Here is a 14274-nt window from a genome sequence, read left to right as displayed (position 1 = left end):
AGATAAACCAATTTAACAAAGAACGCAAATCCCGTTAAACTCATCCTAAACCCCTTGAATCATTTGGAATTGCGCCCATTAACCTTAACTTATATATAGACGTTGTCGAAAGTCGGCAGCCCATAACCTAAATGAAGATGAACCCATGAAGTACACCGTAGAAATGTCGAACAAATTAAACGAATTACTAGAGCGAACCTATGATGCTGAAAAAGGCTTTAGACAAGCCGCTGAAAAGGTTGACAATAAAACCATTAAAGACTTTTTCGAAAAAAGTGCCGATCAACGATACAATTTTGGAAAAGAACTAAAAGCTGAAATCATTTCTTTTGGACAAGCCCCTGATAAAGGCGGAAGTACAAAAGGAACCTTGCACCGCTCTTGGATTGATTTTAAAGCTATGATTTCTTCCAATACCGAAGAAGTTATGCTGGAAGAAGTGCACAGAGGAGAAAAAGAGGCCATTGCCACATACAATGATATCTTGCAGGATAAAGAATTTGTATTGCCGCCTTCTACCGAGAGTTTACTGATGCGCCATAGAAACGCCATCAGAAAAACCTTGGATACAGCCACTATTTTTGAAGCAGCCGTATCCTAAAAAGGTACTGCAGACAAAACACAAAAGCTGGGAAATTCCCGGCTTTTTTTAGTTGATAAGTCGTAAAAACTCTATTTTTTCAAAACAGTCTTCTTCTGTACTTTTATTCATTGCTTTTGTTGACCCACAATTGAATCTATGTACTTAATCTTTGATACGGAAACCACTGGACTTCCCAAGCGATGGGACGCCCCTATTACCGATACCGACAACTGGCCGAGATGTGTTCAGATTGCTTGGCAATTGCATGATGACGTTGGTAATTTGGTGGAGCAAAAGGATTTTTTGGTACGCCCAGAAGGATTCAATGTGCCCTACGAAGCGGAACAAATCCATGGTATTTCCACAGCATTGGCGGAACAAGAAGGTGAATCTTTGGAGTTTGTTTTGGAGGCATTCAACAAGGCATTGGCTCAAACAAAATTTGTAGTAGGTCAAAATGTAGGTTTCGATGTCAATATCATGGGTTGTGAATTCCACCGAAAAGGAATGGAAAGCCTTTTGACCCAACTTCCCGTACTCGACACTTGTACCGAACATACGGCTGAACTCTGTAAAATTCCCGGAGGACGTGGCGGGAAATTCAAATTGCCCACACTTACGGAACTGCACGAATTTTTGTTTGGTGAAACCTTTGCCGAAGCACATAACGCCACCGCAGACGTTGAGGCGACCACCCGATGTTTCTTGGAACTGATTCGAAAAAAACAGTTCACCAAAGAAGAACTGGACGTGCAACCTGATTATTTTGAACGTTTTTCCGAAGCCAATCCGCAGGAAATCCAGCTTATTGGATTAAAACACATCAATCTCAAGGAAGCTTCCAAAAAAATAGCTGATGCCCTTTGGGCCCAAGATACCGGGGAAATCTCAGAAAAAGAGATTCAAGAAAATATTGAGACGCTAGAGGATGCTCCTTTTGCGCACTTACACAACCATTCCCAATTTTCAGTACTACAGTCCACCATCAACATCAAGGATTTGGTAAAGTTCACGGCCCAAAACGGAATGCCTGCCGTGGCACTGACCGACCATGCCAATATGATGGGTGCCTTTCACTTTGTGAAAGAAATCATGGCGCACAACAAATCGGTCAAGGAAAAAAATGCCGAGTTGGAGGAAAAGGGCGAACAACCCACCGAAAAAGAGATTACCCCCATCTTGGGTTGCGAATTCTACGTTTGTGAAGACCACACCAACAAAAACGTAAAAGATTATGGTCATCAAATCGTGTTGTTGGCCAAAAACAAAAATGGGTACCGTAATCTGGCCAAAATGTCTTCCATCGCATATACCAATGGGTTCTACTACGTGCCCCGTATCGATAAAAAGGTGGTGGAGCAATACAAAGAAGATGTCATCGCCCTTACTGGAAATTTGTATGGTGAAGTGCCCAGCAAAATTTTGAACGTTGGCGAAAAGCAAGCTGAAGAAGCCCTTTTGTGGTGGAAAGAGCAGTTTGGGGAGGATTTTTACATTGAAATGATGCGCCACGGTCAAGAGGATGAAGACCGGGTGAACCAAGTGTTGCTGCAAATGGCCAAGGACCACAATGTGAAATTGGTGGCCACCAATAACACCTACTATTGTGATAAAAAAGATGCTGAGGCCCACGATATTTTACTCTGTGTAAAAGATGGGGAAAAGCAAGCTACCCCAATTGGCCGAGGTCGCGGATACCGCTACGGACTGCCCAACCAAGAGTACTACTTTAAGTCTTCGGATGAGATGAAGGAGCTCTTTAAAGACGTTCCCGAAGCCATTCTCAACATCAAGGAAGTCATCGACAAAATTGAACCGTATGATCTGGCCAGTGACATCCTCCTGCCCAAATTTGGCATTCCCGATGAATTCAAGGTAAAAGAAGATGAGGAAGATGGTGGTAAGCGAGGTGAGAATGCCTATTTGAGACACATCACCTATGAAGGCGCCAAAAGACGGTATGGTGAAATCACACCTGAAATCAGTGAGCGAGTCGATTTTGAATTGGAAACCATCAAAAACTCAGGGTACCCCGGGTATTTTTTGATTGTGGAGGATTTTATCCGCGAAGCCCGAAACATGGACGTCTCCGTTGGTCCAGGTCGGGGTTCAGCTGCTGGATCGGTAGTGGCCTATTGTTTGGGTATTACCAACATTGACCCACTCAAATATGACTTACTTTTTGAGCGTTTCCTGAATCCGGATAGGGTATCCATGCCCGATATTGATATTGACTTTGATGATGAAGGTCGAAGCAGGGTCATGGACTATGTCATCAATAAATATGGTGCCAATCAGGTAGCGCAGATTATCACCTACGGAACCATGGCGGCCAAATCGTCCATTAGAGACACGGCCCGGGTTTTGGATTTGCCACTGAGCGATGCCGACCGTATCGCCAAGCTTATTCCCAACATGTCCAAATTGAACAAGATATTTGGAGTTGAGGAATCGGACTTACGAAAAAGATTCCGTTCGGATGAGTTGGAAAAAGTCAATGAGCTGTTGAACATCTCCGAAGGAGATGACCTTGAAGGACAGACCGTAAAAATGGCCCGGGTTCTGGAAGGGTCGCTTCGAAATACGGGAATCCATGCTTGTGGGGTCATTATCACCCCAGATGATATTACAAACTTCGTTCCTGTATCCGTAGCCAAGGATTCAGATTTGTACGTAACCCAGTTTGATAACTCTGTGGTGGAAAGTGCAGGTCTGCTAAAAATGGATTTCTTGGGATTGAAGACGCTGACCCTCATTAAGGATACCGTAAAAATCGTGAAGGCAAGAACCGGAATCGATTTGGTACCTGATGATTTTCCATTGGACGATGAAAAAACATACGAGCTTTTCCAGCGTGGGGATACGGTAGGGATATTCCAGTACGAATCACCAGGAATGCAAAAGCACATGAAAAACCTGAAACCAACGGTTTTTGACGACCTCATCGCCATGAACGCGTTGTATCGTCCGGGACCGATGGAATACATCCCAAGTTTTATTGCACGGAAACATGGTGAGGAGGAAATCACCTATGACCTTCCGGACATGGAGGAATACCTTCAAGAAACCTACGGCATTACGGTGTATCAGGAGCAGGTTATGTTGTTATCCCAAAAACTGGCAGGGTTCTCCAAAGGTGATGCGGATGTGCTTCGGAAAGCGATGGGTAAAAAGATTTTTGCCCTCCTTCAAAAATTAAAACCACAGTTCTTGGATGGTGGTGAAAAGAATGGACATCCCCGTGACGTTCTGGAAAAGATTTGGAAGGATTGGGAAGCTTTTGCTTCGTATGCCTTCAACAAGAGTCACTCTACTTGTTATGCGTACATCGCTTACCAAACTGCCTATTTGAAGGCCCACTACCCTGCCGAATATATGGCAGCGGTGCTCTCCAACAACATGAACGACATTAAGCAGGTCACGTTCTTTATGGAAGAATGTAAGCGGATGGGCTTGGAGGTACTTGGTCCTGATGTCAATGAATCGTACTACAAATTTGCAGTGAACAAGGACAATGCGGTACGTTTTGGAATGGGTGCCATCAAAGGTGTGGGGCGCTCAGCGGTGGAGACAATCGTAGAAAACCGAAAAAAAGATGGCCCATACAGGTCCGTTTTTGATTTGGCCAAACGGGTAGATTTACGGGCCGCCAACAAAAAAGCATTTGAAAACCTAGCCTTGGCCGGGGGATTCGATTCGTTTACGGATACGCACCGGGCACAATATTTTCATCATGATGGGGACGATATCACCTTTTTGGAAAAGGCCATCAAATACGGCGCGAAGTTTCAGGAAAATGAAAATTCATCCCAAGTAAGTCTCTTTGGAGATGCCAGTGAAGTACAAATTCCAGAACCCATCGTCCCTCCTTGCGAAGATTGGGGCACTATGGAAAAACTCCGTCGTGAAAAAGAGGTGGTAGGAATCTATATTTCCGGGCATCCTTTGGATGATTTCAAAAAAGAGATTGATGCATTTTGCAATACCAGCGTTTCTGCGTTTACGGATTTGGAACCGTACGTGAACCGTGAACTCTCTGTCGCAGGGGTCATTACCGATGTACAGCACAGGATTTCCAAAAATGGAAAAGGATGGGGACTCTTCACATTGGAAGATTATACGGATTCCTATGAATTCCGAATTTTTGGGGAGGAGTATCTCAAATTCCGACATTTTTTCATGATCAACTCCTTTGTTTATATGAAAGCTTTTGTCCGGGAGGGGTGGGTCAATCGGGAGACCGGAAAAAAAGGGGAACCCAGATTGCAGTTCAATGATTTTAAACAGCTTCAGGATGTAATGGATGCCTATGCCCGAAAATTGACCATAAAATTGGACATCGCTCGTTTGCAAGAACAACGCATTCAAACCCTAAAAGACACGTTGCGCTCCTACAAAGGGGAGCATCCACTGAGTTTTGTGGTGTATGAGATGCAGGATGAGATAAAACTCAAACTGTCCAGTAGAAAACAGAAGGTGAAAATCAGCAGTGAATTGTTATCAGCTTTAGAAGCCAATGAGATTCATTATAAGTTAAACTAGTCCATATAGTTAACGCTGATGGCGCCATAATTAAAACGAATGCGTTGCCCGTAAGGTACATGGGCATTATTTGACTAACTTTGCGAATATTAAAACAAATAAGATGGCACTAGAAATAACAGATGCAACTTTTGACGAAGTAGTTTTAAAAAGCGACAAACCCGTCGTAGTAGATTTTTGGGCAGCATGGTGCGGGCCCTGTAGAATGGTAGGTCCGATCATTGAGGAAGTAAGCCAAGAATATGAAGGAAAAGCCGTAGTTGGTAAAGTGGATGTTGATGCCAATCAGCAATTTGCCGCTAAATATGGCGTACGTAACATTCCTACCGTATTGGTCTTTAAAAATGGTGAGATCGTGAACCGTCAAGTAGGTGTATCTCCCAAGAAAGTTTATACAGATGCGATAGAGGCCGCTCTATAACATCGTTTGAATACCATTTTAAAAAAGGTTTGGCAATCGCCAAGCCTTTTTTGTTTTATCTTGAAGCCTTGAATGGATATACGCTCAGAACTTCATAAAGCACAACTTTTCCAGAATCTGGAGCTATTGGCCAACCAGATTGTGGAAGGTTTCATTAGTGGCATCCACAAAAGTCCGTTTCATGGTTTTTCTGCTGAATTTGCCGAGCATAAAATTTACAATGCTGGGGAAAGTACCAAACACATCGATTGGAAACTCTATGCCAAAACCGACAGACTCTATACCAAAAGATACGAGGACGAGACCAATTTACGGTGTCACATGATTCTGGACAACTCCGCTTCCATGTACTATCCCGAGGTGAAAAATCTGTCCATTGACAACCTCAACAAGATTGGATTTGGCGTTTTGTCCATTGCAGCTTTGATGCAAGTCCTAAAAAAACAGCGAGATGCAGTGGGATTGAGCATTTACTCGGATACGTACAATTTTTATGCAAGTGAGAAAAACAGCGAGCGCCATTTTCAGATGTTGTACTCCAAGCTGAATGAGGTTTCGGAAGCCAAAAATACCTCGCAGACCACAAAAACGTATACTTTTTTGCATCAGATTGCCGAAAAAATACATCGGCGGAGTTTGATTTTCTTGTTTTCGGACATGTTCCAAACCGAAACAGAAGAGGCTCAACTTTTTGAAGCGCTCCGTCATTTAAAGTACAACAAACACGCTGTGGTTCTCTTTCATTTGTTGGATGAAAAACACGAGCTCGGTTTTGAGTTTGAAAATACGCCAAAGCGGTATGTAGATGTGGAGACCGGAGAGCATATCGATTTATACGCGGACAATATTAAAAAGGCGTATTCCAAAAAAGTGAAGGAGTATCAAGAAAGTCTGCAACTAAAATGTGCCCAGTACCGAATCAAATATGTGGGCGTGGACGTGCGACAAAACTTCTCTCAAGTGCTGAATACATTCATGATTGAACGGCAGAAATTTGTTTAGCCATTAATTTTAAAAAATGTTTTGTTGAATCCGAAATGAGAATGTATATTTGCACTCGCTTTAAAAAAGCAAATGAACAAGATTTGAATCCCGCTGTTGCAGGAGTCTCGTAAGATAAAATCATTGGTCTGGTAGTTCAGTTGGTTAGAATACCTGCCTGTCACGCAGGGGGTCGCGGGTTCGAGTCCCGTCCAGACCGCAAAAGCCTCATTTTATGAGGCTTTTTTGTTCTATAACATTCTGTTTTTCAGATATTTATAAAAAATAATGTTAAACAAAAGTTAATTAGCGTGCTGCGTTCGTGCCGCATTTTTATTTCTTTTTTACTTCTTTGCAGCATTTTACAAGGATTTATTTTGTGGATCGTAAAGCTGTGTTAAATACATTTTAAATTGAAAAACAATTAAGAAGAAGCTTTAAGTCAAGAGCAGTAATTGTCAATTTCTTCTTGAATTTGTTCTGAGGTGTATTCATCGATTAAAGATAAATCCAATTCCGTAGCAAAGTTTATTAATAAATTCCTCAGCTCATGTATAATGTCTTGTAATAAGCCACTATCTTTTGGTAAATAGGTTTTATATGCTAATTCTCTTCCAAATTTTCTATCGAAATCACTATCCTCGAACATATCATCATCACATTCAAATTCATACAGGTAACTAAGGTATCTTTTATTCAACACCCAAAAATATAAAGCGGCCTGTTCTTTCCTTTTAAGTGCCGTAAAGAAATCCCATAAATACTCTGAAAGCTCAAGTTCAATTTCAGGTGGTTTGATATCGACACCATAATAATTAAGATTTTGAATCAAATCGGAGACTTCTTCAACATTATTCTTTGATTCAAAAGAAAACGCCATCAACAGCTTTTGGAGCACTACCTTCTGGGCATAGTCAATAATTATTGCATTGATTTCGTCTGTTATCAACAATTCGTCTTTTACTGTAATCATGATTATTCAATTTTTATCCAGTCTATTCAATTGCAGAAAATGAGACATTAATAGGAATTTTATATAGAGGTAAAGTTCACTTTTGCAGAAAAGATTTAGTAGCTAAAATCCGATTGAATTCATTTATGAATTTTAATACAGCTATATGTAGGTAAATTCGAGTAAAAATTTTTTAGCTTTAACGAAACTAAACCTAAACATGCTCTTTCCCCAGGATTCGATTCCAAAAATTAAGAATTATTACAATTTGAATGACTGAAAAACTTTCCCTTTCCCAGTTAGAACAATATTTATCTAAAGCAGCCTGGATTTTAAAAGGACCCGTTGACGCATCCGACTTTAAAGTCTATATATTTCCATTATTATTTTTTAAACGAATCTCCGATGTTTATGACGAAGAATTCCAAATTGCCATGGATGAATCTGATGGTGATTCAGATTATGCTTCTCTGCCTGAATTCCATCGGTTTGAAATTCCTGAGGGATGCCATTGGAATGATGTAAGAGAAACGACCTCAAATGTTGGTTTGGCCATAGAAAAGGCTTTGAGGGGAATTGAACAGACGAATCAGGAATATCTATACGGAATTTTTGGTGATGCCCAGTGGAGCAATAAAAACAAACTTTCAGATCGACTCTTAGTAGATTTAGTTGAGCACTTTTCTCAATATACGCTATCAAACAAATATGTTGGCTCGGATATTCTTGGTAACGCCTATGAATATTTGATTAAGCATTTTGCGGACTTAACCAATAAAAAGGCAGGTGAATTTTATACTCCTAGGTCGGTAGTTCATCTTTTAGGTCTCATCCTTGACCCACATGAAGGAGAAACTATTTATGATCCAGCTTGCGGAACAGGGGGAATGCTATTGGAATGTGTTGATCACCTAAAAGAAAACCAAGAAGACTTTAGAACATTAAAACTGTATGGGCAAGAGAAGAATTTGACTTCAAGTTCAATTGCCCGAATGAACATGTTTCTCCATGGCATTGAGGACTTTCAAATTTATAGGGGTGACACATTGAGAAACCCGGCCTTTTTTGAAGCGGATGGGTTAAAAACATTTGATTGTGTCATTGCCAATCCACCCTTTTCATTAAAGGATTGGGGAGCGGAAAATTGGGCCAACGACCCCTTTGGGCGAAACATTGCTGGTGTCCCTCCAAAAGGAAATGCAGATATGGCCTGGGTTCAACATATGATCAAATCCATGAATAGTACGGGTCGAATGACAGTAGTGCTTCCTCATGGAGCGCTGTTCAGAAAAGGGGCCGAAGGTAAAATACGCAAGTCCTTACTTGAGCAAGATCTTCTTGAAGCTGTTATAGGGTTAGGGCCCAATATCTTCTATGGCACCCAACTTGCTGCCTGTATTTTGGTCTTCAAGCAATTGAAGGAAACAGATAAAAGAAACAAAGTGCTATTTATTGATGCCGCGGAACAAATCAAAACAGGAAGGGCACAAAATTATCTTGAAAAAGAAAATGTCAATCAAATATTTAGTTGGTATAAAAATTACCAAGATGTTGAAAACTATGTAAAGTTGTCTTCCTTCGATGAAATTGCTGAAAACGATTTTAATTTGAACATTCCACTTTATGTAGAAAAAATTATTGAAGACAACCTACCCTCAGTGGAAGAGGCTTTATCCGATTTGAAAACCGCATGGCAGAACAGTTTGGAAGCAGAAGAAAAGTTTAAAACTATTTTAAAGAAATTTATTTAAATGGCATACGAAAAACCGATATCGATTAAGGAAACTATAACGGCAATTCAGGAGCAAGAATATATTTTACCTGCTATCCAAAGAGAATTTGTCTGGAACACCAAACAGATAGAGCTTTTATTCGATTCTATATTAAGGGACTACCCTATAAGCACATTTCTTTTTTGGAAGGTAAAAGCAGATGACATCAATAAATTTAAGTTTTATAGGTTCTTGCCTTACTTTCATCAAAGAGATAAAACACATAATGATCCAATCCAACTCTCTAATGACAAAGATAGGTTTGCCGTTTTGGATGGACAGCAAAGACTCACCTCCCTCTATCTTGGACTTAAAGGCAGCTATGCATACAAATTAGCACGGTATAATTGGAAAAGTGATCATGCTTTTCCAAAAAGACATCTCTATCTGAATTTATTAAATAATGCAAAAAATGGAGACCTACTCTACGATTTCAGATTCCTGTCAAAATCTGAACTAGACAAGTTCAACGAATTAGAATCGAATTCCTTTCATTGGTTCAAGGTCGGTGATATTCTCAACTTTACTGATTTCCCGGATATATTTAAGTATATCGCTGATCATTCATTAATGGACACTTCAAAATACAGTGCCGAACAGGCTAAGTTTGCCTCGGACACATTGTCTAAATTGTTCCAATATATAAACCAGAAAGAGCTAATTAATTTTTACCTTGAAAAATCAACAGAATTAGATAAGGTATTACACATTTTCATCAGAGTTAATAGTGGTGGCACTAAATTAAGCTACTCCGATTTGTTGCTTTCGATTGCTACGGCCCAATGGAAAGATAAAGATGCAAGAGATATTATACACAGATTTGTTGATCAAATAAACTCAATATCTCCTGGTTTTAATATAAATAAAGATTTGGTTCTTAAATCTTGTTTAGTACTGTCGGATATAAAAGATATTAAATTTAAAGTCGACAACTTCTCAACAGAAAACATGGCAATTATAGAATCTGATTGGGATAATATTTCAAGGGCACTAAATATCGCTGTACGATTAATTTCATCCTTTGGTTTTAATGGAAAAACGCTTACAGCGCACAATGCCATTATTCCTATCGCATATTTTATAAAGAAAAATGATTTAAATGATGAAATTATACATAGTAGACATCATTCAGACAATAGAAAGAAAATCAAAGAATGGCTGATTCGAGCCTTACTAAAAAAAGTTTTTGGCGGAACACCAGACAATTTATATCCTGTGTACAGATATATAATTACAGAAAACTCGGGAGACTTTCCTTTGCAACAACTGATAGACAGGTATAAAGGAAGTAATAAAACTCTAACGTTTAATGAAGAAACCATTGATCATTTGTTGACCACACAATACGGAAGTGCATTTGCTTACATGTTATTAAGTTTAATATACCCTCTTAATCATAATTACAAATTCCATCAAGATCATATTCATCCAAAAAAATTCTTTAAAAGAAGAGAACTAATTAAGCTAGGCATAACTGATGAACATAAATTAGAAGATTATCTTTCTAATTTCAATTCAATCCCTAACCTGCAACTGATCCAGGAAACTGAAAATCTAGAGAAAAATTCCACTCCATTCAAAAACTGGCTTAATGCAACTCATTCTGAAAGTGAAATTATCAATTATAAGAATTTACACTTTATTCCTTTGGAAAATGACCTTAGTATAGAAGATTTCACCAACTTTTACACCTTAAGGAAAGAAGCCATAAAACAAAAGCTTATGCAGGTTTTGAATGTTACCTCTGCTGCCCACGAAAAAGAAGAAAGTTCAGAACTAATCGAAGAAGAGTTAACATGACCCAAAAAGAACTCGAAAAATACCTTTGGGGTGCTGCCATCCAATTACGTGGCACCATTGATGCTGGAGACTACAAACAATATATTTTCCCATTATTGTTCTTTAAACGCATCTGTGATGTGTATGACGAAGAATACGAAACAGCCCTGAACGATAGTGAAGGGGATATGGAATATGCAGCCTTTGCTGAAAACCATCATTTCCAAATTCCACCAGGGGCGCATTGGAAAGAAGTAAGGGAAACCACTATGAATGTGGGCATGGCCTTGCAAAATGCCATGCGTGCCATTGAAAAGGCAAATCCAGATACACTGTACGGTATTTTTGGTGATGCTAGTTGGACCAACAAAGAGCGACTCAGTGATGAGACACTGACCAATCTTATTGAACATTTTTCACAACATACCCTTGATCATAAAAATGTTCCCGACGACCAGTTGGGAAATGCCTATGAATATTTAATCAAGGAATTTGCCGACGATAGTGGCCATACCGCAGCGGAATTTTATACCAACCGAACTGTGGTAAAGTTGATGACCATGATCATGGACCCACAACCCGGAGAAAGTGTGTATGACCCGACCTGCGGGTCTGGAGGTTTGCTTCTGAATTGTGCCTTACATCTTAAAGAGGAAGGCAAAGAATATCGAACCCTAAAATTGTACGGCCAAGAAATCAATTTGATCACTTCGGCCATTGCCCGGATGAATATGTTCATGCATGGGATTGAAGAATTCCACATAGTTAGAGGAGACACCCTGGCCAATCCAGCTTTTTTACATAATGATGAATTGAAAAAGTTCAATGTAATCTTGGCCAATCCCCCCTACTCCATAAAAGCATGGGATAGAAAAACCTTTATGAACGACCCTTATGGTCGTAATATGTGGGGCACCCCTCCACAAAGTTGTGCGGACTATGCCTTTCAACAACATATTCAAAAGAGTTTGGATCTTGAAAATGGACGTTCCATTTCCCTTTGGCCACATGGGATTCTTTTTCGAGAATTTGAAGCCGATATGCGTAGACAGATGATAGAAGAAGATTTGGTGGAATGTGTCATTGGATTGGGTCCCAACCTTTTTTACAATTCTCCAATGGAAGCCTGTTTGTTAATCACCAAAACCAATAAGGATGCCAATAAAAAAGGAAAGGTCTTGATTATAAACGCAGTCAAGGAGGTGAAGCAAGATAAAAACATAGCTTTTTTAGAGTCTGAGCATATACATAAAATCTACGAAGCCTATAAAGAATTTTCAGATGCCGAAGGTTTTGCCAAAGTAGTATCAAACGATGAAGTCCTTGAAAACAAGGCCAGTTTGAATATTGCCCAATATGTTAGCAATATTGATGTTAACACAGAACAAATATCGCTGGACAACGCCTTAACGAATTGGAAAAATCAATCTACTGTGCTTAAAGAAAGTATGAATCAATTGTTTGAAATGTTGGATTAAATGAAAGTAATACAAGAAAAAATTGATTTAAACCATCTGGACAAGACCAACTGGCCAACGTATCGATTTGACGAAATCGCTGGTAAAATTTCCGAAACGGTAAAACCTGAAGAAGCAGAAGTGGATATATATGTGGGCTTGGAACACTTGGATGGAGAGGATATTCATATTCGGAGAAAAGGTGTCCCAGACGATGTAAAAGGCAGTAAACTTAGGTGTTACCCCGGTGATATCATTTTTGGAAAAAGAAGGGCATATCAACGAAAAGCAGCCATTGTAGATTTTGATGGAATTTGTTCTGCACATGCTTTTGTATTTAGGGCCAATCCAGATGTAATCGACCCTAAACTGTTTCCCTTCTTTTTACACTCCGACCAATTTATGCATAGAATGGTAGACATTTCCGTTGGTGGACTTTCACCAACCATAAATTGGGGCGATTTAAAGAGTCAAGAATTCCTCCTCCCACCAAAAGATCAACAAGCCCAACTGGCCCAACTTTTATGGGCTATGGATGAAGTCATTGAGAGGGAGAATGCATTATTGAATCGAGTTAAACAATCATATGAAACACTCATTAATCAATTCATGATTCATGGAAATTATGTTGATGGTCAATTAATTAAAACGAAATGTGGTTTACTTGATAGCCGAATAGAGACTTATAAACTAAAAGATTGTTTATTAGCAAAGCCTATGTATGGAGCAAATGCCTCTTCAAAACCATACGAACTTGACTCACCAAGATATATTCGAATTACTGATATTGATGATGAAGGCAATCTTATAAAAGAAGACAAAGTAACAATTGACTCTTCGGATTACGAGCAATATGTATTAAGTGACAATGATTTTCTCTTTGCTAGAACTGGAAACACTGTTGGAAAAACCCTTTTGTATAAAAACGAAATGGGAAATGCCGTATTTGCAGGATATCTTATCAAATTTGACATAAATGAAGAATTATTAAACCCAAAGTTTCTATTCTACTTTACAAAATCACTTAAATACGAATCGTTTAAAAGAAAGATGATAAAAGTAGGTGCACAACCAAACATTAACTCTGAGGAATATCAGTCTATGGTGTTACCAAAATTTTCAATAGAAGTTCAAAATGAACTATGCAAAAAATTGGATGATTTAAAATCAAATATTGATTTGGTTAAGGTAAAAATATCAAGCTCACAATCCCTTCAAAAAAGTTTAATCAATCAGGTGTTTTAGGGTATGGGTTTGGAGAGGTATTTAATGGGTGACAACAACTTTAAGTCCTTGCTTAATTGTGAGAATATGATACCTCCAGCCCCTGGCGTTTATTGTATTCGAATAGCAAACCCTTCATTACTTAAACCTTCCATATCGAAAGTACTACAGCAAAGAAATCATAATATCATTTATATAGGCATGGCCTCAAAAAGTCTAAAAGTGCGGTTTTTGGGTCAAGAATTGCGCGCTAAGGGGCATGGGTCGTTTTTTAGAAGTTTAGGTGCAATTTTAGGATATACTCCTGAAAAAGGCTCCTTGGTGGGCAAAAAGAACCAACAGAACTATAAATTCTCCAAAAGCCATGAGGCCGAGATTATTGATTGGATCAATAATAATCTTCTGGTCAATTGGGTTGAATGTGAAAATGATTTGAAGCATAAAGAAGAGGCATTAATTGCCAAATATTTGCCCCTATTGAATATTTCGAAAAATCCCGGGGTTTTAAAAGAAGTCATTGAAGCTAGGAACAACTGTAAATTAATTGCCAGGAATAACTAGAT

The 14274-nt window shown here is 39.1% G+C and carries 10 protein-coding genes and 1 tRNA gene; 10 read left to right on the top strand and 1 reads right to left on the bottom strand.

Annotation, left to right across the window (positions count from 1 at the left end):
* Positions 1-145: 145 nt before the first annotated feature.
* The 5 genes from ACFSJE_RS12800 (at position 146) to ACFSJE_RS12780 (ending at position 6747) form a co-directional block, all read left to right on the top strand.
* Positions 146-601 (top strand): ferritin-like domain-containing protein, encoded by a 456-nt coding sequence (locus ACFSJE_RS12800; RefSeq protein ID WP_379831362.1) that lies wholly within the window; start codon positions 146-148, stop codon positions 599-601.
* A gap of 138 nt (positions 602-739) precedes the next feature.
* Positions 740-5125, top strand: a complete 4386-nt coding sequence (gene dnaE, locus ACFSJE_RS12795; protein ID WP_379831361.1) for a DNA polymerase III subunit alpha — start codon at positions 740-742, stop codon at positions 5123-5125.
* Positions 5126-5213: 88 nt separating this feature from the next.
* Positions 5214-5546 (top strand): thioredoxin, encoded by a 333-nt coding sequence (gene trxA / locus ACFSJE_RS12790; protein ID WP_379831569.1) that lies wholly within the window; start codon positions 5214-5216, stop codon positions 5544-5546.
* Between the two features lie 72 nt (positions 5547-5618).
* Positions 5619-6548 (top strand): DUF58 domain-containing protein, encoded by a 930-nt coding sequence (locus ACFSJE_RS12785; protein ID WP_379831360.1) that lies wholly within the window; start codon positions 5619-5621, stop codon positions 6546-6548.
* A 125-nt stretch (positions 6549-6673) separates the two neighbouring features.
* Positions 6674-6747 (top strand) — tRNA-Asp (locus ACFSJE_RS12780).
* Positions 6748-6969: 222 nt separating this feature from the next.
* On the opposite strand, the gene ACFSJE_RS12775 is transcribed toward ACFSJE_RS12780, so the two are convergent.
* A complete protein-coding gene (locus ACFSJE_RS12775; RefSeq protein ID WP_379831359.1) occupies positions 6970-7500 on the bottom strand; it encodes a hypothetical protein in 531 nt (176 codons plus the stop codon).
* A 251-nt stretch (positions 7501-7751) separates the two neighbouring features.
* Between ACFSJE_RS12775 and ACFSJE_RS12770 the strand changes: the two genes are divergently transcribed.
* From ACFSJE_RS12770 to ACFSJE_RS12750, 5 genes are read left to right on the top strand one after another with little or no spacing between them, the layout of a single operon-like run.
* Entirely contained in the window at positions 7752-9230 is a 1479-nt protein-coding gene (locus tag ACFSJE_RS12770) for a type I restriction-modification system subunit M (protein ID WP_379831358.1), read from the top strand.
* Positions 9231-11051 (top strand): DUF262 domain-containing protein, encoded by a 1821-nt coding sequence (locus ACFSJE_RS12765; RefSeq protein WP_379831357.1) that lies wholly within the window; start codon positions 9231-9233, stop codon positions 11049-11051. It begins immediately after the preceding gene.
* Positions 11048-12508 carry a type I restriction-modification system subunit M gene (locus ACFSJE_RS12760; RefSeq protein ID WP_379831356.1) on the top strand — a complete coding sequence of 487 codons (1461 nt, stop codon included), beginning with the start codon at positions 11048-11050 and terminating at the stop codon, positions 12506-12508. The genes ACFSJE_RS12765 and ACFSJE_RS12760 overlap by 4 nt, the downstream gene beginning before the upstream one ends.
* Entirely contained in the window at positions 12509-13732 is a 1224-nt protein-coding gene (locus ACFSJE_RS12755) for a restriction endonuclease subunit S (protein WP_379831355.1), read from the top strand.
* A gap of 3 nt (positions 13733-13735) precedes the next feature.
* Positions 13736-14272, top strand: coding sequence for a GIY-YIG nuclease family protein (locus ACFSJE_RS12750; RefSeq protein WP_379831354.1), 537 nt, complete (start codon positions 13736-13738; stop codon positions 14270-14272).
* Positions 14273-14274 lie beyond the last annotated feature (2 nt).

The sequence above is a fragment of the Flagellimonas iocasae genome, assembly GCF_042682725.1.
GTDB lineage: Bacteria > Bacteroidota > Bacteroidia > Flavobacteriales > Flavobacteriaceae > Flagellimonas > Flagellimonas iocasae.
This window is presented reverse-complemented; position numbering and strand designations above follow the sequence as displayed.

What these genes read in the sequence shown, in the direction of transcription:
- ACFSJE_RS12775 (WP_379831359.1), bottom strand. Translation starts at nt 7,500, where the DNA reads ATGATTACAGTAAAAGACGAATTGTTGATAACAGACGAAATCAATGCA.
- ACFSJE_RS12760 (WP_379831356.1), top strand. Translation starts at nt 11,048, where the DNA reads ATGACCCAAAAAGAACTCGAAAAATACCTTTGGGGTGCTGCCATCCAA.
- ACFSJE_RS12750 (WP_379831354.1), top strand. Translation starts at nt 13,736, where the DNA reads ATGGGTTTGGAGAGGTATTTAATGGGTGACAACAACTTTAAGTCCTTG.
- dnaE (WP_379831361.1), top strand. Translation starts at nt 740, where the DNA reads ATGTACTTAATCTTTGATACGGAAACCACTGGACTTCCCAAGCGATGG.
- ACFSJE_RS12800 (WP_379831362.1), top strand. Translation starts at nt 146, where the DNA reads ATGAAGTACACCGTAGAAATGTCGAACAAATTAAACGAATTACTAGAG.
- ACFSJE_RS12785 (WP_379831360.1), top strand. Translation starts at nt 5,619, where the DNA reads ATGGATATACGCTCAGAACTTCATAAAGCACAACTTTTCCAGAATCTG.
- ACFSJE_RS12770 (WP_379831358.1), top strand. Translation starts at nt 7,752, where the DNA reads ATGACTGAAAAACTTTCCCTTTCCCAGTTAGAACAATATTTATCTAAA.
- ACFSJE_RS12755 (WP_379831355.1), top strand. Translation starts at nt 12,509, where the DNA reads ATGAAAGTAATACAAGAAAAAATTGATTTAAACCATCTGGACAAGACC.
- ACFSJE_RS12765 (WP_379831357.1), top strand. Translation starts at nt 9,231, where the DNA reads ATGGCATACGAAAAACCGATATCGATTAAGGAAACTATAACGGCAATT.